Below are 20,593 nucleotides of genomic sequence, written 5' to 3' on the forward strand. Positions count from 1 at the left end.
GACCGTTACTCCCTGTCCTGCCGCGTTAGAGGCTCTTGGCCGTCAGAAGATCAATTCCGGTATCAATATATTTGGGCGTCTTCTGCCCCATCGCCCGCTGCCAGGCCGACACAACCGCCCAGTACCCCTGCATTTCCGGACGGCTCGACGCAGAGGATTCCGCAACGCCCTCCTTGATGAGCTGGATCATGTCATTGAGGTTATCGAGCCCCACTTCCTTCACCTTGCCCGTCTTGCCACTCTCACGGATGGCCTGACCCACGCCCACGGGTCCGGACGCATCGCACGCAACCCAGCCGACCAGATCCGGATGCGCCTGCATGATGGCGGAGGCCTGCTTTTGCGCGGTCTCGATGCTGTCATTATCCACACCGGTCGCGACGACCTTCATGTCCGGATATTTGGCAAAGACCTTCTTTTCACACTCGGCCCGCAGCGTATGGTTCGGCGCCGTCGGCACCCCCATCATGATCGCCACTTCGCCTTTCCTGCCCACAAGGTTCGCCAGCCGCTCCGCCGCCATCGTTCCCTGCTCGCAGAAATCCGCGCCCACTGCTGTGATGTCCATGCCTTCGGGCGGCAGGGAATCAAACACCGTCATGGGGATCTTTTCGTCCACGGCCTCGTCCATCGTCGCCCGGTTGCCCTTCTCGTCCAGCAGGTCGAGAATCAGCCCGTCCGGATGGGTCGCGATGGCACGTTCGATAATGTCGTTCTGCGATGACACGTCCGCCGTCTGTGGTGCGCGGTATTCGATCTCGACCTTCCGTCCTGTCGCCTGCGTAATCATCGCCGCAGCGGCCTGCGCTCCGTTATTCGCCTTGTCGAACCACGGATGTACCGTCTTGGGGATCAGCACGAACCGCAATGGTGCGCTGTTATCCGCAGCCTGGGCCTGACCTGCTACCAGCGACGCCAGAAATGGCGCAGCCGTCAGCATTGCGGCAAAAGCAAATGCCGTTTTCATAAGTGTATTCTTTCAAATAGAGGCCCGGATCAGCTCCAGACCGGACGTTTTACTTCAGCAAGCTGCGCCGACAGGACTCTGCTGGCGGTATTTCTTCCCCAGCGCGTCAATACCCGCAACATTTTTCGCCGACGCACTGCGCGGATCAAACGTGCAGGCCAGCCAGGCTTCCGCAATGGATTTCGCGACTTCCGGCCCGATGACACGCGATCCCATCGTGATGATATGCGCGTTGTTCGACAGCGCCGCCCGCTCCGCGGAGTACGTGTCGTGCGTGAGCGCCGCCCGGATACCCGGGATCTTGTTGGCCGAAATGCACACACCAATCCCCGTTCCGCAGCACAGGATGCCCCGGTCAAACTCTCCATGCAGAACCGACAGCGCCACGCGCTCGCTCAGTTCCGAATACAGTTCGCCCCGCTCGTGCCCGGGATGGGACATGTCAATGACGACATGCCGCCCGAGTGCCGAGAGATGCTGAACCAGAAGCCGCGCCAGACCTTCACCGGCACTGTCTCCACCAATCGCAATACGCATGACCGTTCTCCGTCTCTTAACGTTCAGTCAGACTGTTCCGCCGGCCGGAACAGGATACGGAACCGCAACAAACCGCCCTGGCGGTCATCACGCTGCCGCCTTGCGGGACACCAGCCCACTCACGCTGTTCACCAGCTTCATGAAATCCGCAGGCTCCCAGGCCGCCCGCCCGACAAACACGCCATCCACATCCGGCAATGCCACGTAATCGCGGATATTCGCCTGCGACACGCTACCGCCATAAAGCAGCGGAATCCGCACCCCGCTTTCGCCCGCGATTTCCCGCACCACGGCCCGAAGTCTCGTATGGATTTCAGACACGAACGCCGCCTCTGCCGGACGCCCCGCCGATCCGATGGCCCAGACCGGCTCATACGCAATCAGGACCTGCCCCAGATCCTTCTGGGCCACGCCATTCAGCGCAATCTTCGTCTGCCGCGCCAGCGTTTCGGGCGAGACCCCGAACTCAAACTCGTCCAGCGTATCGCCAATGCAGATCAGCGGCCGCAGACCGTGCCGCAGGGCTGCAAGCACCTTCAGGTTCACCGTCCAGTCCGTCTCGCCAAAATGCTGCCGACGCTCCGAATGGCCGATCTCCACAAGGGATGCCCCACATTCGGCGATCATCGGCGCGGAAACCTCCCCGGTCCAGGCGCCGCTGTCCTTCCAGTGCATGTTCTGCGCCCCCACCATCAGCGCGCTGTCCTCCAGCACCGAACACACATCCCGCAGGGACGTGAACGGCGGGATCACAAACGAGCGCACCCCCGGGGGTGGTCGGAAAGACTCAAGCGCCCGCGCTGCCGCAACCGCCTCGGCCGGCCCCTTGTTCATCTTCCAGTTCGTCCCGATCCAGACGCTCTTCTGACCCACAACCGACCTCCCGAAAGACTGCCCAACTGGCTGAATGCTCATGCCGATTCTCCCAGCCCTACTGATATCCGGAACACTTTAACGCTAAACAATAACACTACAAACGTTATTATTGTCAAAAGTAATGATACATCAGAAAAGTTCCCCACCCCTCACGCGAACGTCACGCCGCCCGCTCCAGAAGGACGGTTTCCGTCACCACACTATCGACTTCCACGCCCCGCCCTGCGACCAGGCCGCGCTTGCCCATTTTCTCATGATAGACATGGGTGGCTTCCATGGGAGACAGGGCGCCGTCCGTCACGCTGCGCATGGCTTCGATCAGCAGAACGGGGTCGTCCGCGTCCACGATCTTGCGACCGAACAGGGCGGCACGGGCGCCGCAGCACTGGGCCTGATGCAGCAGTTCCAGACAGTCGCGGGTCGTGCCGCTTCCACCCCCCATGATGCCGACAATCACCGACGGGTCGAACTCACAGAGTTCCGTCAACACTTCCGCCCCATTGAACGGAACCTTGAGGAAAACCGGCCGTTCTTCGCGCCGCAGCCCCGCCAGACAGCGGACGATCATGTCGTTGAGGAAGAAGCCCTGATCGGCATGGGAAATGCGCCCTTCATTGGGGTTGAATACTTCCAGGAAATACGAAAAACGCCGCTCTGCCGCTTCCTCGCGAAAGCGGGCGAATTCCTCAAGCGCCAGACTGTCCTGATCGGCGTCGCCGTTGAACGTCATGGAATACAGGCCGAGATTGGTCTGTGCTTTCTTCAGGGAGGCCGAACGGAACGGAACCGATTTCTGGGTCTGATAACTGCCGCCCCGGACGCGCCACAGATCGGTGGTGTCATTGGCGCGGATGGCAGACTGGATGCGCGTGCCTTCAAAGGCATCTTCCTGAATCAGCGTCTCCAGGATCGAGGCCGATGTCAGCATGATATCCACGATATCCTGATCGAGGATCGTCCTGATCACATCGACATAGTCGCGCCGCGTGCGGAAACGGGAGCGCTTTTCCTGGCCGGGAGACGAATGGCGATGCAGGCCCGTGGCGCTGATACCAGCCGCCATGTCGGAATCCTTGGCGTCCGCGAGGATGAAATCGGTCCGGCTGTCCTGACCGGAGACCATGCGCGCAATCTTTTCTTCGTAACGGTTCATGGTTCATGCCCTCAGGGCTGTGTGTAAAAACGATGCTGCGGGCAGTTCACCCTTCAACTGGTGGCGTTCCTGCCCTTCCTTCCAGGTCAGCAGGCACTGCTGCTCCGTCTCCTGCGCGCTCCAGCCCAGCGCCTCCCCCACGACGGCGCCTGCTTCGCGCACGATATCCGGCGTCAGAAGACCACTCAGGGCGATCGGCGTGCGGCGGAACAGGACATCTGACAGCGTGCGCACCAACTCATCAGTAGCGATGAATGCCAGTTCACGGCGCGTATAGGAGGGCAGGCTGCGCAGCGGCGCATCCGGCTTTTCCTGACAGAACACCGCAAAGGCCCGCGCCCGCGTCCCATAGCGCTCCAGAAGCAGAGCCGCCCGGGCTCTCGGCAGGCCATACGTGACGAAGAATGCGTCCAGATAGGCCGTGTACCGCTCGGGCGCGGGATAGTCGCGACCGCCACCGATTGGAAAATCCTGTGTGGACAGCCGACGCGCTACCCCCAGCATGTCCAGCACCCTGTCAGCGGTTTCTTCAGCCAGCCCTCGGAACGTCGTCCATTTTCCGCCGACCAGCGACAGGATCGGGATGCCGTCCAGAACGTCCTCATGGATGATATGATCGCGACTGATGGCCCCCGGATCGGCTGCATCCGTCGCAGGCAGCGGCCGCACGCCGCTGTAGCGATAAATCACATCGTCCGCGCCAAACCGGAATCCCGGGAACAGGTCACCGAGCATACGCAGCATGTAGTCCTGTTCGTCATCGGTGCAGACGGCGCTGTCCGGATCGTCGATCCGCAGATCAGTGGAGCCGACGAGTACATGACCATAGAATGGATAGGCCAGACAGATACGTCCGTCCGGCGTTCCGAAATACATCATGCGGCCATTCAGTTCCCGCAGAAGCCCCTCATGACGCAGAAGAAGGTGACTGCCTTTCGTCCCGCCGATATAGCGGGTCGCATGACCCAGAACAGCATTGATGCGGTCGATCCATGCGCCCCCGGCATTGACGATGATCCGCGGACGGACATGGCGCGTCTCGCCGCTTCTTTCATCCCGGAGCGCCAGCACACCCTCCGCAAAGGACAGCGGCACCGTGTAGGTCGAAACCGCGCAGTCCGTACCAACATCGAGACCGTCACGCACGCATTCATAACCAAGACGTTCCGGCTGTGTAATAGCGGCATCATAGTATTGGGCCGTCGCCATGACATCCGCAGCCATATGCGGCCATTCCTGCCGGGTTTTGCGTTTGAGGAACAGGCTGTGACGGGGCATTACGCGAGCACGACGTCCCAGAAAATCGTAAATCTGCAGACCCGCTTCCAGAACAAGCGCGCCGCGATCAGTCATTTTCCCACCCAGCCCCAGAAACTTCCGGAACGAGGGCACAATACCGCCGAACCAGGACCGGATCGGCAGGACGGTCGGCAGCGGTTTGACCACATGCGGCGCGTTGCGCAGCAGCAGATTGCGCTCCAGCGTGGACTGCGCCACGAGCCGGAATTCGCCGGTTTCAAGATATTTGATGCCCCCGTGAATCAGACGTGAGGGCGCGCATGATGCGCCAGAGCAGAAGTCATTCCGGTCCACCAGCAGAACACGCAGTCCCTGCAAGGTCAGTTCCCGGAACAGGCCCGCACCATTGATCCCGGCTCCGATGATCGCCACGTCGAACGTGGCATTATCCGGTATGGCAGCAAGCCCCTTCATGACCGCGCCTCCTGCGGCACAAAGCCAACGGCGGCATAGTTCAGGACAGCGCCCGCCTCCACCGTAACAGGCTCTGTAACGGACTTTGCCTGAGCTGTTCCGCCATCATAAAGATCCGACCAGAAAGGCCGCATGGCCTGGGTCAGAGCAACATAACGCTGGTAAATCCCTTCATAAGTACGCCGCCGTTCGATCTGGGGAGTGTAAGTCTGCATCGGGATGGTCTGGGCAGAGACGGCCTCCTCCAGATCGGCATATCGTCCGATGGCGACACTGGCCGTCAGGGCCGCGCCAAGCGCGCCGGCCTCCCGCACTTCCGGGATTTCCACATCCGCCCCCAGAATATCGGCGAACATCTGGGCGATCACAGGCTGCCCGCTTCCTCCGCCTGACACGCCAATCCTGCGGACAGGGCCAGTCTGACGCAGCGCATCGACATGCTCGCGGTGATTGAAGATCGTGCCTTCCACCATCGCCTGAAACAGATCCGCCCGATCATGCCAGGACTGGACCCCGAACAGGGAGGCGCTGGCCGGTGCTTCATAGGGCGAGCCGAACAGGAACGGATGATACAGCGGAACCTGATGACGTCCGCCCGGCTGTGAAAGGCGGCTTTCCATTTCCGCCGAAAGCTGTCGGGCTGCATCCTGTTCTTCAGGGCGCAGCAATTTGGCCAGCCATTCGAGATTGCTGGAGGACGCTGGCGAAATGGCCATGCAGTTCCACAGACCACGACGATATCCTGCGCGACAGGCCCAGCCTTCCCCGATGACCGGACGATCCCGGAACACTTCATTGATCGAGAATGTTCCGGCCGTGACGGAAAGATCATCAGCCTGCGTATACCCCATCCCGACGGCTGCCGCCGTGACGTCATGCAGCCCCACCGATACGGGCGTCCCGGCCTTCAGGCCGGTCAGCGCCGCGGCCTCAGCTGTCAGAACACCCCCGCTGTCGCAGGACAGACGCATATCCGGCAGCGCCCGGCGGATGCCCTGCAACCCCAGGATTTCCAGCAGGTCATCGCTGTAGTCCTGTGTATGCAGATCCGTGAAAGAGGTGCTGGCTTCCGTCAGATCCGTCGCAATCTCACCCGTCAGGCAGTACCGGATCCAGTCCTTCGCAAAGATAACGGACCCGATTGCGGCATAACGCTCCGGCTCGTTTTCACGGATCCAGGCGAGAAGCGTATTAGCCGAATAGGCATAGGGACGCTGCCCCGCCACCGGAAGAACCAGATCGGACAGGCCATCGCGCTGCCACCGCTCGTGCAGAGCCGTAGCCCGGCTGTCGAGCGACATGATTCCCCGCCCCAGCGGTTGACTTGAGCGGTCAAGGAGGAAAACGCCATCTCCATGCGCGGTCACGCCGATGCCGGCAATGGCCGAACCCTCAAGCCCGGCATCCGCCAGAGCATCCCGAACCGAGCCAGTCACAGCTTCCCAGGCTTCGTGCATGTCCCGCTCAACATGGTGAGGCCGGCCCATATGCTGTGCGACACGGCGCCGCCCCGTCCCCATGATGGCGCCGGTCGGCGAGAACACGACAGCCTTCGTCGTCGTGGAACCACTGTCGATTCCGATGGTGAACTCCTGGCGCATTGAACACCCTCCAGACAGCGTGACGGATCATCGAACGATAAAAACGATGAGCACCCATAACATCATCTATGGGATTTAGAACACATTTATCTGTGATATATTACGATTTTATGTGACAATTGATGTGATAGCTTTGAAGCACCCTCTGCTGCCACTGCGCACGGTCGTCACGCTACCAGCACGCTCCCTGCCATGACGCTCTTCGCGACAGAAAGGGTTTTTCAAGCAATTGGGCATCGAGGATTATGGAACCGTCACACGGGTGCTGCGCGTCCAGAGGCTCGGCGACCACCGTAAAAACACGTCCGTTGCCAAAATGAATCACGGCCTTCGGGACGAAGGGACGGCCAAGCATATGATTTTTTTCATTCCATGAATCTATTTTTCCGCAATCGTATCAATGCAGTCCACCATCCGTGCCATCCGATTCCAGCCAGAGCCCGATAACAGACAGCGTCCGGTCCTCCTTTACGACATACGGCGAACATCCCGCCTGCGATCTTCAGGTGCTGTTCCGCAGTTTTCCCCAAGATTATTGACCAACCGCTCAAAGAGCATCCTGTAATGCCAGGGACTCATTTATATAGCATATTGCATACAATGGCATGGATGCTTTAACGTAGACTCCCCCCATGGCCTCCGATGGCTGAAACGTATTTTGCAGGCTGCCCTTCATGCTTCCTTCCGCGCGAAGACATTCGCTCACGCACCGCCAACAATATAGCAAGTGCTATTCTGTAGGCAGTTTACTATCCGAAAAGAAACGGCCTCATGCCTGCAAACTGCTGGCAGGATGTCATTGCGGATGGATGGCCGTGAGCCTGATTCTTCTCGGAACAGACGTCGCCAATGCAGCCGCTCCCGAAGACAAGCCCCGGCATACGAAGAAAGCGGCCGTCACCCAGGCGCCTGCCTCCTCGGAAAAAACACCCGCCTCCGAGCAGATCAACGTCGTCGGTCATCTTAACCGGGAACGCGCCCGCATTTTCCCGGGGCTTGGCGCGGTGGATTACAACATCGACCAGCGGCAGATCACGACGACTCCCGGGGGCCAGAACGCCGCGTTCAGCCAGATCCTGCTGCGCGTGCCCGGTGTCGTGCTGGACAGCTATGGCGAGGTGCATGTCCGCGGCGAGCATGGCGGCCTGACCTATCGCGTCAACGGCGTGCTGCTGCCTGAGGGACTGAACGGTTTCGGACAGGAACTCGACACACGGATCATCCAGTCCGTGGATCTGCTGACCGGCACCCTGCCGGCCCAGTTCGGCTTCCGCACGGCGGGTGTGGTGGATGTCACCACCAAGACGGGCGACAGCCTCAAACACAATCAGGTCTCGCTTTATGGCGGGAGCTACAACACGTTCGTTCCCTCCCTCCAGTTTGGTGGGCAGCACGGAAAGCTGGACTACTTCACCACCCTGTCCTTCACCCGCAACAATATCGGTATCGAGAACCCCAGCAATACGTTCCGGGCCGTTCACGACGTGACCGAACAGGAAAAGGCTTTCTCCTACCTTTCCTACCATATTGACGATGCAAGCCGCGTCACGCTGCTGACGAGCGCCTCCTATGCGGATTTCGAGATCCCCAATTCGTTCAAGACATTCGATGTAAACAGCCCGGATTACACGACCATCTATGACACTGCCGGCGTCAATCCTCACGATCCGTCGATGAACTGGGCCAATCTGAACGACAGTCAAACAGAACAGAACTATTACGCCGTGCTGTCCTATCAGCGCACAACAGACAAGATGAACTTTCAGGCCTCGCCCTATTTCCGTTACGGGCGAATTGATTATACGCCCGATCGTGACCGGGACCTGATCTACCAGGGCGTGTCCGAGCATGAAGTCAACGACTTCACAACCGGCGGCATGCAGTTCGATCTCTCCTACGAGATCGCGCGCCATCACACATTACGCGCGGGCCTGCTTGGCCAGTACACCTCCGAGAAGCTTGACACCAACACGCTGGCATTCCCCGTCGATGAGGCCGGAAACCAGAGTTCGAACGTCCCGGTGCGCCTGATCGACAATACGGGAAACTGGTCGGTCGAAGCGGGTGCCTACATCCAGGATGAATACAAGATCACCAAGAACCTGACCTTCAATTACGGCATCCGTTACGACCGTTTCGCGTCCTCCTTCGACAATGAAGGCCAGTTGAGCCCGCGCGCGAACATGGTGTGGAAGCCGACACGCAACACGACCCTGCATCTCGGCTATTCCCGCTATTTCGCGCCCCCGTCACCGCAATATGTCTACCCCTCCACGCTGGCCAGATTCGCGGGCACGACCAATGCCGCCGCGAACATGATCAACGACGCGACCAAGGTCGAAAAATCACACTACGTGGATGGCGGCATCCTCCAGCGTATCACACCAGAGTTCCAGATCACGCTCGATGCCTATGCGAAATGGGCCCATGATCTTACCGATCTGGGGCAGTTCGGTCGCGCGGTGATCCTTGCACCCTTCAGCTACAAGCGCGGACGCGTCTATGGCGCCGAATTTGGCAGTTCCTGGCGGCATGGACCCTGGTCGCTCTTCGGCAATTTTTCCTATGTGAAAACATCGGCCCGCGACATCAATTCGGCACAGTACCAGTTCGATCTGGTTGAACTGGCCTACATCAAGAAGCATGCGATCCAGTTGGACCATCAGGGCGAATTCACCGCCACGGCCGGGGCTTCCTGGACCACGAAGCATGACATGGCCTATATCGATTTCGTCTATGGCTACGGTCTGCGCAGCGGCTTCGCCAATCTGTACAAGGAACCGCAATACGACGTGTTCAATATCGGTTATCAGCATACCTTCACGAAGGTGCCGTTCGGACACGACATCAAGGTCCGCGCCGATGTCGTCAACCTGTTCGACAAACGCTACCAGCTCCGCGACGGCAGTGGCGTCGGCATTTATCAGGCCCAGTACGGCCAGCGTCGCGGCACTTTCTTCTCGGTCGTCTCGGAGTTCTGACCCCGCGATCCCGGACAGTCGGTCAGCGCGGGCTGAACAGTCCGCGCAACCGTCCCGGCTCCCGGACGAGATGCGGCACGATCGGAGATGTGTGCCGCACGATCGGGTCCGCACTTTCGCGCATGGTGAGGCCGGAAAACCGGTCTCCCACCATCCATGCCCCGACTGACGCCGTTACGCCATCAATCCGGTGATCGGCAAATTCCTGATAGACCTTCGGATACGCCCCGTAGGTCCCTTCCTCGGCACAGACCGGACGATCCCCCACCATGACGCGCACGTTCTCGCCGCCCCGCGCATGGATCGGCTTTTCCACATAAGGCCCCGGCCGTTCGCGGAGCACATCCTCGGGCGCATATCCTGCCGCCAGCAGGTTGGGATGCCCCGGATAGCGCTTCCATAATGCTGGCAGCAGCGCCTTGTTGGACAGCAGCGCCGTCCAGGGCGGGTTCAGAAACGTACACCCACAATTCCGCAGATGTCGGGCACCGGAATCCCTGAACATCAGCTCCCACGGATACATGCGGATCATGCTCCGGACGATCCGCCCCCGGTGCAGAAGCTGCCCCCCATGTGTGATTTCCAGATCCCGCAGCTCACAATGAACCGCCTCCAGCCCCGCCTGTTCGGCCCATTGCCGGTAATAAACGGCATGCGTGGTGTCCTCGATATTGTCGGGATAGGGCACGACATGCACCACGGACTCAATCCGTCCCGACCGCCGCAGCGCCACCAGCCGATCGACGAGTGCCTGTGCGTCCAGAGGCGCATGCCCATGCGATCCACCTCTCTGCCGATGCCACAGTGCCTGCATCCGCGTACTCTCCGGCAGGGTCGCGGGCGTATCGGCATTGTATTCGATGAGCTTGAGCCGCCCTCCACACCATGCCAGATCGAAACGACCGATCAGAAACGGATCACGCCGCGCCCAGGACTCCCGCACGACATCCTGAACAGCGGGCGGGATATGAAACGCATCCAGCCCTCCGGGCTGCCGGACCGCCTCGTCCACCACCGCCAGACAGAGCTGATGCAACGTTTCGGCAACCCTGCGGATACGGACGAGCGCGGATGCATCGAATGCGTAACGGACATCCTCACGCCATGCGAAGCTGCCATCCGCATTGCGGTAATAATGATATCCCAGCCGCTCCGCCTGAGCCGTCCAGTCCGGCCGGGGCGCAGAGATCACGCGGCGAAGCTGAACCACGAGAAGGCGCTATTCGCCTCCGCCCCCATGCCCGGCCGCGCCCTCGCCAAATCCGGCATGCCCCGCAGAGGACGTATCCTCCCCACCCCGGCCGGACCGACCATCGTCAGACCTGTCATGGGATGAAGAGGCATACACGAAATGCCCACCGGAATGATGACAGTCCTCGGGGTGCTGTCCCGCCGTGTTTGACGTGCTGCACGGATCCGGCCGGGATGCGGAAGTCTGCATGACCTGCGGCTGCCTCAGGCTCAGCCCGATAACACCCAGCCCGGCCAACAGTGCCGCCGCACCCACACTCCACGCAGTCAGGTTTTTCATCGTTCGTCTACAGCAATGGTTACCGGAAACGAACTGTAACACGCCTGAACGCCAGGCGTAACAGGCCCTTGTCCCCTTTTACCGTTCAGCCAGAACCGGTGCTGCGAAACGCCGGTTTTCCAGCACCGGCAGGACCCGCCGCGCATGGGCGATCCGCTCGCGGTCCAGCGTCGCAAAACCCAGCGCTGGAGACTCCCCCAATGCCAGCGTCACGACGCCCAGCGGATCGACCACCATGCTGAAACCGGTATTGCGCGGCCCACATTCCCCGACGGCCACGACATAGCAGGTGTTCTCCAGCGCCCGCGCCACCGACATAATTTCCCAGTGACGCTCCTTGCCGGGGCCCCGCACCCAGGCGGCAGGCAACAGCAGCACCTCGGCTCCCGCCAGCGCCAGATGACGCGCGAGCTCCGGAAAACGGACATCGTAGCAGGTCATCAGACCCACCTTCATGTCACCGATCTGCACCACGGGCGGCAGTTCCAGCCCCGGAGAGGTCCGCTGGGATTCCTTCATGCTGAAGGCGTCATACAGATGCAGCTTGCGATACGTTGCAATGAATGCCTCGTCCTGGAGCACGAACTGCGTGTTGTAAAACCGTCCTTGCCCATCCGGAACATTCACACAGCCTGCGACAGCAATGCCCTGACTGGCCTTGCGCAGTCCTTCCATGAACGGACCATCCAGCGGCTGCGCCGTCTTGGGCAGAAGTTCCGGATTGTTAATGTCCTGCGCCAGAATACCCTCCGGCAGAACCAGAAGCTCGGCTCCGCCCGCCCGCGCTTCCTCGATCAGATCCAGACACTGACGCTGATTGGTCTCCCAGTCCGGCGCAACGGCAAACTGTCCCAGAGCAACTTTCATCACTACCCCCTATTCCGGGAGGTGTATGCACGCCTCCCCGTTTCCATCCGTTCAGCATGCCTGACCCGGACGGTGCGGTGAAGACGGAATACCCGCGCTTTCCGCCCCCTTCCTTCAACACAGGACGAAAAAACAGATCTGATACTTTTCCTTACAGTAACAGATCACACCCACCCTGCGCCCAAGGAAAACGACACCTCCGAAGAACCCGGGCAGTCCCTCCTCCCCCGCCAGAAAACAGACCTGAAGTTCCCGATAGAGGTCCCTCCGTATTCCCGGGAAGATCCACGATATAATCGCGTTTTTTATTATCCGTTTTCCGCTGCGCGACCTTTCCTGCCTAGAGGGACAACAGGAGAAGCAGCGCAAAAATGCCCTCACATTCTCGTGATATCGCAACGGAACCATCACGAATATTTTCCGGGCATCCACGGGATTTTCCACCGTCCAGCCGCACTCCCGCCCCTGAAAATCTTTTTAGAAGCTATCCCGCGCAAGTTCATGCACATGTTCAAGACATCTTTTGACATGGGGGAATTAATTGAAACTGCTCACCTTCCGCACCCTGCGTTCCCTGCGGTTATCGGGACGCGGATATCTGTTTCTCGGAACGACCCTGGGCGTCCTCCTATTTGGTACGAAAGCCCGGGCCGACGATGATATCGTTTCAAAGATGGAACAGGAAATGAGCCGCCTTCAGGCAGCACAGGCCCATGTGCAGGAAGAACAGCGCGCCATCAATCACGACATGGCCCTCCTGAAAGCGGAAATCGCCCGACACCACGCATCCGGCGCCTCCGCCGCCCACGCGGCCTCGCCCCATGACGGACAGCTCGCTGCGGCCCACCCCGACGCACGCAGTGACGTTCGGGCAGAGCATGCCGAACGGATCACCACCGTCTCCGCCCGCCGTCATGGCGGCAGGACAGCGGAAGCCCCGCAGTTCAGGACGTCTCCCGCCGAGATGACCGCCACATCCGGACAGGAGCCGGGGGGGGGCCCCCCCCCCCCCCCCCCCCCGCGCCGGCCCCCCCCCCCCCCCCCCGCCCCCCCCGGGTCTCCCTCTCCCCTACGGGACGTGGCCTGGTCGATACAGACAAGGGCTCGGAACTCGACGTCGTCGGCCACCGCGCCGAGGACGTTGTCGTTCATTTCGCCGAAAACGGCGTCGGCCCGCATCCGCGTGAAACACTCGGCGCACAGGCCGCAGGCGCCGTCGGCGATCACGGCGTTTTCCATCTCGGTCCCGTCACGCTTATGCTCGGCGGCTTCGTCGATACCGCTGCCGTGCTCGAAAACCGCCATGTCGCGTCGGACACGTTCAATTTCTGGCAGGACATGCCGTATCCGAACGAGCCGCGCTATCACACCAACAATTTCGATGGGGGCGCCCGCTACAGCCGCCTGTCCCTGCTGGCGCGCGGCAACATCAATTCCGAAGCCACGATCTCCGGCTTTTTCGAATCCGATTTCGGAGCCGGCGCCGTCACCACCGATCCGTATGAAAGCAACAGCTATTCCTTCCGCCTGCGTCAGGCCTATCTGGCCTATGACGACAACAAGGAAGGCTGGCATTTCCTCGGCGGGCAGGCCTGGAGCCTCCTGACGCCGGGTCGTGCGGGTATTGTCGCGCGACAGGAAAGCCTTCCGGAAACGATCGAAGCCTCCATGCTTGCCGGCCAGACCTGGTCCCGCCAGTGGCAGGTCCGCATCGTGAAGGACTTCTTCCATCACCGCCTGTGGACCGGTCTTTCGATAGAAAACCCTGCCACGCTGTATGACACCACAGGATTTTCCAACAGCAATGGTGCGGTCTCCATGCCGAACGGATCGACCGTCACGATCGGTGAGAACGGCGTCGGCCTGACCAACGACACGGCCAATTTCTCCAACGAAATTGCCCCTGACGTTATCGGCAAGGTCGCCTACGATCCCGTCTGGGGCCATTACGAAATGGAAGGCATCCTGCACTTCCCCCATGACCGCGTGACCATGGGCAACACCGGCCATAACAACACCGCCATCGGTGGCGGCGCGGGCGGCTCCATGATCCTGCCGCTCATCCCCGGCAAGGTGGAACTGCGCATGGCCGGGCTGGCAGGCTGGGGCATCAACCGCTACGGGTCCGTCCTGCTGCCTGACGCCACCCTCAAGGCCAATGGCAGCCCCGATCCGCTCTTTGGCGTGCAGGCACAGGCTGGCGTCATCGCGCATCCCAACCCGCGCATCGACGTCTACGGCTATTTCGGCACCCAGCGCGTCGGCCATTCCTATTTCAACCAGAATGGTGGCTCTTACGGCTACGGCAACCCCGGCTATTCCAATGCAGGCTGCCTGCAGGAACTCTCCACCCTGTCCTGCAGCGCTAACACCCGCAGCGTGTCCGAAATCACGATTGGCGGCTGGTGGCGCTTCTTCAAAGGCAGGTTCGGCACAGTGGAAGCCGGCACGCAGCTCGCTTATTCGCGGCGGCAGATCTGGTCCGGCATCGGCGGCGATCCGCATACCAGCATGAGCCAGATCTTCTTCGACTTCCGCTACCTGCCCTTCCAGTAAGGGTCCGCACCCCGGACGGGCTCACTCTTCGTCCGGGGCGCTTTGATTTTCACGCCCAAAGAGCCGCGCGTACAGCGTCGGCAGCACGAACAACGTCAGCAGCGTGGAGGATATCAGTCCCCCGATCACAACCGAGGCCAGAGGCCGCTCCACCTCCGCCCCCGATCCAGCCGAAAACGCCATCGGGAAAAAACCCAGACTGGCTACGGACGCCGTTGCCAGTACCGGTCGCAACCGGCTTCGCGCTGCCTGAAACGCCGCATCTGCCGCCGCCATGCCCGCCTGCCGGAACACCCGGATCTGGCTCATCAGTACCACACCATTCAGGATCGCAACCCCGAACAGCGCAATGAAGCCGATCCCTGCCGCGATACTGAACGGAACACCACGCACCGCCAGCGCAAGAATGCCCCCCGTCGCCGCCATCGGCAGATTGGCAAACACCAGTGCCGCCGCCCCGAACGATCCCAGTGCCGCCACCAGCAGCAGGAAGATCAGTGCCAGCGCTACCGGCACGACGATGAACAGCCGATGCAGCGCGGACTGGAGATTGCGGAACTGCCCTTCCCACACCATCCGGTAGCCCTGCGGCATCTTCACCTTCTGCGCCACGATCTTCTGCGCCGCCGACACGAACGAACTCACATCCCGCCCGCGGATATTGGCCTGCACGATCACCCGCCGGTGAATATTATCCCGGTCAATCCGCGATACCCCGTCCGACAGCACGATATCCGCCACCTGCGACAGCAGGACCCAGCCCTGCCCGTCCGCCCGGCGCACCTGCAGGTGACCGATCCGATCCGGCGAACTGACCGCATCCTCCCGCAGACGGACCTGCGTGGGGATGATCGCCCCCTGAACCGTCACCGGCTTGCCGACATGACCGCCCACGGCCTCCACGACTGCCAAGATATCCGGAACCGAAACCCCCAGCCGGGCCGCCGCATCCCGGTTCACGTCAATATGCAGGAACGGCACCGTCCCGCTTCCCTGCAATGCCACGTCGGCGGCACCGCGCACCGTCTGCAACGTCTCGACGATCTGCCCCGCAATCCGGTCCAGTTCCGACAGGTCATCACCATAAACCGAAATCGCAAGCTGCGTCCGCACACCCGCCAGCAGATCATCCATCCGCATCTGGATCGGCTGCGACCAGGAATACGCCGCTTCCGGCCGCCTTGCCTGCAGGGCAGCATTGAACTTCTCGACCAGTCCCGCCTGCGTCGTGGCCGTCTTCCACATACTGCGCGGCCGCAGGAAAATGAAGGTGTCGGTCTCGTTCGTTCCCATCGGGTCCGTGGGAATGGCCGCCGTTCCCGTGCTGCTCACAACCGTCTGAACTTCGGGAAAGGAGCGCAGGATCCGCTCTTCCTCCGTCACCCCTTCCAGGACCGTCGTCAGAGACGCACCGGGCAGGCGCATCGCATTGAGGGCCAGCGATCCTTCCTCAAGCTGCGGCACGAACTCCCCGCCAAGCCGCCCTCCAACCAGCACCGCCAGCAGAAAAGCGCCCACGGTCACGATCAGCAGCCGCCCGCTGTGATGCTCGGTCCAGCGCAGCGCCGGCTCATAATACCGCCGGACCGTCCGGACGAACCAGGTTTCCCGATCCGGCGGACTGTTGCGCATCACCAGCACCGCCAGAACCGGCACACAGACGAAGCAGTAAGCCAGCGAAGCCAGCAGCGCCATGATGACCGTCTGCGCCATCGGGCGGAACATCTTGCCCTCGATGCCCTGAAGCGTCAGCACCGGCAGATACACCATGACGATCACAAAGATCGCGAAACTGACCGGCCGCACCACGGCCTTTGCTGCATCCACCGTCAGTTCGGCAAAGGGTTTCGACTCCCGCGTGGCAGCGCGCTCGACCATGATGTGCTCCACCACCACAAGCGAACTGTCCACGATCATCCCGAAATCGATCGCTCCCAGACTCAGCAGATTGGCCGACACGCCAAACAGCCGCATCCCCGCCATGGCCGCCACCAGAGCCGCCGGAATGACCGATACGATCACCAGCGCCGCCCTCCAGTCCCCCAGCACGACGACAAGCACGAACAGCACCAGCCCCGCGCCGATCAGCAGGTTTTCTTTGACCGTATGGATGGTCTGCCCCGTCAGGGTCGCCCGACTGTAATAAGGCTCCAGCGTCACACCCGAGGGCAGGGACTGCCGGATCGCAGGCAGGGCCCGGCTGATCGCATCGAGCGTCGCATTCGAGCTGGCCCCGGTCTGCATCATCACCGCCCCGACAACCACCTCGCCCTGCCCGTCGCGCGTTACCGCCCCAAGCCGCGTGCGCGGCCCGGCCGACACCACTCCCATGTCCCGCAGGCGGATCACATGGCCGCCCGCCCCCATCTTCACGGGAATGGCGCCAAAATCCGCCAGACTGCCTACCAGCGCCCGACCCACAACCACGTTCTGCTCGGCATGATGCGCAATCCAGCCGCCACCGGACGACGCATTGTTCGCATCCACAGCCTGAGCGATCTCGCTGACCGACACACCGAACGTCCGCATCCGCGCCGGATCGACCGCCACCTGATACGTCTCGACCGCCCCGCCATTGACGTTCACGTCCACCACACCCGGCACCAGCCGGAGCTGCGGGACAACCGTCCAGGTCATCAGCCGGTTCAGCTCCATCAGGGAACGTCCCGTCCCCTTGATCTGAAGCTGCATGATCTCGCCCATGCCCGTCGCCAGCGGCCCCATCGAGACACTGACGCCCGGCATCGTGATGCTGTCCCGCGCCGCCTGCAACCGCTCCGAAACCCGCGTCCGGTCCAGATCAATATCCGTCGCGTCATCGAACTGGAGATAAACCGCCGACACCCCCGTCCGCGACACGGACCGCAGATCCGTCACACCCGGAATACCGGTCAGACTGGCCTCGACCGGGAAGGTGATGAGCTTCTCAACCTCTTCCGTCGCCAGCCCCGGCGCCGTCACGGAAACCATGACCTGTTTGGGGGAAATATCCGGCACCGGCTCGACCGGAAGCCCCGGCACGGCCATCACCCCGCCGATCATCAGCGCAGCCAGAAGACCCAGCAGAACGAAACGGTTGGACTGGAAAAAACTCAGCATGAAACCCGATCAGTCCGTATCCAGCCCGCTGACGAGCGATATGGATTTGAGGGCGAAACTGCCCTCCGTCACCACCCTGTCCCCGACCCGCAGATTGCCCTGCACGACTACATTCTCGTCCGTAGCCAGCCGCACCCGCACCTCACGCGGCGCATACTGGCCCTCGCCGGTCTGCACATAGACCAGATCATGCCCTTCGATCGTCTGCACCGCGCTGGACGGCACGATCATGCCACTGACTGCATCACTGGTCTCAAGCGCCGCATCCAGCATGATCCCCGGCCGCAGGAACGCAACCGGCCGATCCACGACACACACCACCCGCACCAGCCCCGTCACCGGATCGGCCACGCCATCGATCGTCGTGATTTTCGCCTGAAACGGCTCGGCCCGCGCGTTCCCGGATGGCCGCACCATCACGCCCCCGCCACTCTCCAGCCGCGACACCTCATCGGGTCGCAAATCCGCGACGATCCACACAGCCGACAGATCCACAACTGTCGCCACAGCCTGCCCCGGCGTCACATCCGACGCCACGGACGTCTGGATGGACTGCACAACACCCCGCACCGGCGAAATCAGCGTCGACGCCTCATCCTGCACGATCTTTTCCGTCACGGAGGTGAACTCCTCCGTCAGACGATGTTCGATCAGCCCGATATCCGCTTCCCGCGCCACAACCATGCTGCGCGCCTGCTGCACTGCCGCCTGACGCCGCCGCACTTCCCCGACCGAGACCGTGCTGCCCACAAGTGACTGCCCGCGCCGGTAGGCCAGTTCCGCCTCCCCCAGCGTCGCTTTCGCAGATGCCAGAGCCGCCTGATCCTGCTCCATCTGAAGATGCAGCACATGCAGCGAATGATCCGTATAATCGACGAGCGCCTGACCCGGCTGTACCGTCTGCCCCGGCGTCACCCGCACAGCCGTCACCTTCCCGTCCCCGCTCGCGCGGATCACCACCGCCCGGGACAGATCCGCACTCACCCGCGCCAGCGCCGACACCGTGTCATGCAGCATCCCCTGCCGCACCACCGCAGTCTGGAGATGCTCGCCTTCCTGCGCCTCAGCCCCGAGCGTCAGTGGCTGCATCCAGCCCGACGCCTCCGCCGCACCCGCACGCCCAAGAGCGCATACCGCCACCCCACAGACCAGAAAACGCACAAACCGGCTCATGGAATGGTCCCCGTCGCAATACCCATCCGGATGACCGCCGCATGCCAGGCAATTTCCGCACGGTTCAGATCCAGCAGCGCGCGATACGCATCCATCCGCGCACGCAGCGCCTCGATCAGCGGCGTTTCGCCAACCCGCCAGGACCGTTCCATCCCGTCCGCCCGGCGCAGCATGGAACTCGCCTCCACCCGCGAATTAGACAACGCGCCCGTCGTCGATGCCAGATGTGCCCGCACCTGCGCCATCTCGTTGCGCACGGCACGCCGCGCCTCGACTTCCTGCCGCGTCGCTGCCGCCATCCGGTCCCGCGCGGCAGATTCCTGTGGCGTATTCGTCACCGCACTGGGCAACGGTACCCGCAGATTGACACCCACCTGCGTATCCCAGGGGCTCTGGTACTGCCCCTGATCAATCGCATCAACGCCGATTTCCGGATTGGGCATGAAGCTCTTGCGCGCCAGCTTCATCTGGTTCTGCGCCGCAATCACCGCCTGATGCGTCGCCCGCACCCTGGGATCGACATCCTCGATCCAGCGCGCATCATTGGCCCGTGTCAGTGCCAGCCAGTGCTCATCCGCCTGCGTGATGTCCGGCACACCCGGCAGGCCCGTCAGCGTCCGCAACTGGCTCGCCGTGGTCTCGATTTCCTCGGCCGCCATGTCGGCTTCGCTGCGCGCCTGCGCAAGCTGCGCCTCCACGGCCTGCTGGTCCGACACCGCGATTTCCCCGGCATGTCCGGCCCGCCGCACGTCCGCTTCGATCCGCCTCAACGCCGCCACCGTCGCCAGCGCCGCCGTCTGCCGGCGCATCGCCATGATCGCAGCTCCCGTCGCATCCACGACCCGCACCGCAACCGACATCCGCTCCACATCCAGCCGGACCGTCGCCGTCTTCGCCTCGGCCTTCGCCACGTTTTCGGTCGCCGTGCCCTGCCCCGGCAGCCACAGCGGCACCGAGACCCCGCCCTGCCAGGTCACATACCCATGGTTGTCCCCGCTGATGCGGTCATCATAATAATCGCCCGTCAGCGTTGGTCCGCCCGCAAACCAGGATTGCGCCGCCTTTGCCCGCGCATCCGCGGAATCCTGGTTGACCTCAAGCTCGGCCCGCACCGGGTCCGTCTTCCAGGCCGCCGCAATCGCATCATGGATGGACAGCGGCGCACTCATCCCGGCCGCCGCCGCATACCCCCCTCCCCACAGGCCCATGCAGACCGGCAGCAGACCGAAAAACCGGATCATCTCCCGTTTCACGTCAGAGATACCGCGAAAAGGCCGCGAATTCCTGCCTTACACCCTCAAGATCCAGATCTCCCTCTGCGAACTTCTCGAGGATACAGGTCCCCACATGCTCCTGGATCATCAGCCGTTTGGCACTGTGCACCGTGCTTTCCACCGCCTGAATCTGCTGGATTACATCCTCGCAGGACCGCTGTTCTGCCAGCATGGTCATGATCTTGGCCAGATGACCATGCGCCTGCTTCAGACGCTGCTCGACGGGGGGATAGGAAGGTGCCATCCCCCCTTAATTCCCCTCCGG

Annotated in this window: 14 protein-coding genes and 1 pseudogene; 2 read left to right on the forward strand and 13 right to left on the reverse strand. The window is 61.9% G+C overall.

Annotated features, from left to right (window positions below; genetic code table 11):
• Positions 1-25: 25 nt before the first annotated feature.
• The 6 genes from ABF859_RS06530 to ABF859_RS06555 form a co-directional block, all read right to left on the reverse strand.
• On the reverse strand, positions 26-967 hold the full coding sequence (locus ABF859_RS06530; protein WP_415526973.1) for a substrate-binding domain-containing protein: 942 nt from the start codon (positions 965-967) through the stop codon (positions 26-28).
• A gap of 54 nt (positions 968-1,021) precedes the next feature.
• Positions 1,022-1,504, reverse strand: a complete 483-nt coding sequence (locus ABF859_RS06535) for an RpiB/LacA/LacB family sugar-phosphate isomerase (protein ID WP_415526974.1) — start codon at positions 1,502-1,504, stop codon at positions 1,022-1,024.
• A gap of 87 nt (positions 1,505-1,591) precedes the next feature.
• The gene (locus tag ABF859_RS06540; RefSeq protein WP_415526975.1) at positions 1,592-2,419 is read right to left on the reverse strand and encodes a triose-phosphate isomerase; all 828 of its coding nucleotides are present in this window, start codon (positions 2,417-2,419) and stop codon (positions 1,592-1,594) included.
• 121 nt (positions 2,420-2,540) lie between these two features.
• Positions 2,541-3,533: a hypothetical protein gene (locus tag ABF859_RS06545; protein WP_415526976.1), complete on the reverse strand. Its 993-nt coding sequence runs from the start codon at positions 3,531-3,533 to the stop codon at positions 2,541-2,543.
• Between the two features lie 3 nt (positions 3,534-3,536).
• The gene (locus tag ABF859_RS06550) at positions 3,537-5,246 is read right to left on the reverse strand and encodes an FAD-dependent oxidoreductase (RefSeq protein ID WP_415526977.1); all 1,710 of its coding nucleotides are present in this window, start codon (positions 5,244-5,246) and stop codon (positions 3,537-3,539) included.
• A complete protein-coding gene (locus ABF859_RS06555; protein ID WP_415526978.1) occupies positions 5,243-6,847 on the reverse strand; it encodes an FGGY-family carbohydrate kinase in 1,605 nt (534 codons plus the stop codon). Before ABF859_RS06555 ends, ABF859_RS06550 begins: the two co-directional genes overlap by 4 nt.
• Positions 6,848-7,656: 809 nt before the next feature.
• Here ABF859_RS06555 and ABF859_RS06560 point away from each other — a divergent pair.
• Positions 7,657-9,828, forward strand: coding sequence for a TonB-dependent receptor (locus ABF859_RS06560; protein ID WP_415526979.1), 2,172 nt, complete (start codon positions 7,657-7,659; stop codon positions 9,826-9,828).
• A gap of 22 nt (positions 9,829-9,850) precedes the next feature.
• Here ABF859_RS06560 and ABF859_RS06565 read toward each other — a convergent pair whose 3' ends face one another.
• The 3 genes from ABF859_RS06565 to ABF859_RS06575 all read right to left on the reverse strand — a co-directional run bounded on the left by ABF859_RS06565 (position 9,851) and on the right by ABF859_RS06575 (position 12,226).
• Positions 9,851-11,038, reverse strand: coding sequence for a glutathionylspermidine synthase family protein (locus ABF859_RS06565; RefSeq protein WP_415526980.1), 1,188 nt, complete (start codon positions 11,036-11,038; stop codon positions 9,851-9,853).
• 9 nt (positions 11,039-11,047) lie between these two features.
• Positions 11,048-11,359, reverse strand: a complete 312-nt coding sequence (locus ABF859_RS06570) for a hypothetical protein (RefSeq protein ID WP_415526981.1) — start codon at positions 11,357-11,359, stop codon at positions 11,048-11,050.
• Between the two features lie 78 nt (positions 11,360-11,437).
• Positions 11,438-12,226 (reverse strand): deaminated glutathione amidase, encoded by a 789-nt coding sequence (locus ABF859_RS06575; RefSeq protein ID WP_415527089.1) that lies wholly within the window; start codon positions 12,224-12,226, stop codon positions 11,438-11,440.
• A gap of 541 nt (positions 12,227-12,767) precedes the next feature.
• On the opposite strand from ABF859_RS06575, the pseudogene ABF859_RS06580 reads away from it, so the two are divergent.
• A pseudogene (locus ABF859_RS06580) lies at positions 12,768-14,782 on the forward strand (hypothetical protein).
• A 21-nt stretch (positions 14,783-14,803) separates the two neighbouring features.
• Here ABF859_RS06580 and ABF859_RS06585 read toward each other — a convergent pair.
• The 4 genes from ABF859_RS06585 to ABF859_RS06600 are packed head-to-tail and all read right to left on the reverse strand — an operon-like array spanning position 14,804 to position 20,572.
• Positions 14,804-17,881 (reverse strand): efflux RND transporter permease subunit, encoded by a 3,078-nt coding sequence (locus tag ABF859_RS06585; protein WP_415526982.1) that lies wholly within the window; start codon positions 17,879-17,881, stop codon positions 14,804-14,806.
• 9 nt (positions 17,882-17,890) lie between these two features.
• Complete coding sequence (locus tag ABF859_RS06590; protein WP_415526983.1) at positions 17,891-19,054, reverse strand: efflux RND transporter periplasmic adaptor subunit; 1,164 nt, start codon at positions 19,052-19,054, stop codon at positions 17,891-17,893.
• The gene (locus tag ABF859_RS06595) at positions 19,051-20,295 is read right to left on the reverse strand and encodes a TolC family protein (RefSeq protein WP_415526984.1); all 1,245 of its coding nucleotides are present in this window, start codon (positions 20,293-20,295) and stop codon (positions 19,051-19,053) included. Before ABF859_RS06595 ends, ABF859_RS06590 begins: the two co-directional genes overlap by 4 nt.
• Positions 20,296-20,308: 13 nt before the next feature.
• Positions 20,309-20,572, reverse strand: coding sequence for a metal-sensing transcriptional repressor (locus ABF859_RS06600; RefSeq protein WP_415526985.1), 264 nt, complete (start codon positions 20,570-20,572; stop codon positions 20,309-20,311).
• Between the last annotated feature and the right edge of the window lie 21 nt (positions 20,573-20,593).

Origin of the sequence: Gluconobacter sp. (assembly GCF_047722525.1) — a bacterium.
Lineage (GTDB): Bacteria > Pseudomonadota > Alphaproteobacteria > Acetobacterales > Acetobacteraceae > Gluconobacter.

Coding starts and splice junctions, on each gene's coding strand:
- ABF859_RS06530 (WP_415526973.1), bottom strand. CDS start 967: ATGAAAACGGCATTTGCTTTTGCCGCAATGCTGACGGCTGCGCCATTT.
- ABF859_RS06535 (WP_415526974.1), bottom strand. CDS start 1,504: ATGCGTATTGCGATTGGTGGAGACAGTGCCGGTGAAGGTCTGGCGCGG.
- ABF859_RS06540 (WP_415526975.1), bottom strand. CDS start 2,419: ATGAGCATTCAGCCAGTTGGGCAGTCTTTCGGGAGGTCGGTTGTGGGT.
- ABF859_RS06545 (WP_415526976.1), bottom strand. CDS start 3,533: ATGAACCGTTACGAAGAAAAGATTGCGCGCATGGTCTCCGGTCAGGAC.
- ABF859_RS06550 (WP_415526977.1), bottom strand. CDS start 5,246: ATGAAGGGGCTTGCTGCCATACCGGATAATGCCACGTTCGACGTGGCG.
- ABF859_RS06555 (WP_415526978.1), bottom strand. CDS start 6,847: ATGCGCCAGGAGTTCACCATCGGAATCGACAGTGGTTCCACGACGACG.
- ABF859_RS06560 (WP_415526979.1), top strand. CDS start 7,657: ATGGCCGTGAGCCTGATTCTTCTCGGAACAGACGTCGCCAATGCAGCC.
- ABF859_RS06570 (WP_415526981.1), bottom strand. CDS start 11,359: ATGAAAAACCTGACTGCGTGGAGTGTGGGTGCGGCGGCACTGTTGGCC.
- ABF859_RS06575 (WP_415527089.1), bottom strand. CDS start 12,226: ATGAAAGTTGCTCTGGGACAGTTTGCCGTTGCGCCGGACTGGGAGACC.
- ABF859_RS06585 (WP_415526982.1), bottom strand. CDS start 17,881: ATGCTGAGTTTTTTCCAGTCCAACCGTTTCGTTCTGCTGGGTCTTCTG.
- ABF859_RS06590 (WP_415526983.1), bottom strand. CDS start 19,054: ATGAGCCGGTTTGTGCGTTTTCTGGTCTGTGGGGTGGCGGTATGCGCT.
- ABF859_RS06595 (WP_415526984.1), bottom strand. CDS start 20,295: ATGATCCGGTTTTTCGGTCTGCTGCCGGTCTGCATGGGCCTGTGGGGA.
- ABF859_RS06600 (WP_415526985.1), bottom strand. CDS start 20,572: ATGGCACCTTCCTATCCCCCCGTCGAGCAGCGTCTGAAGCAGGCGCAT.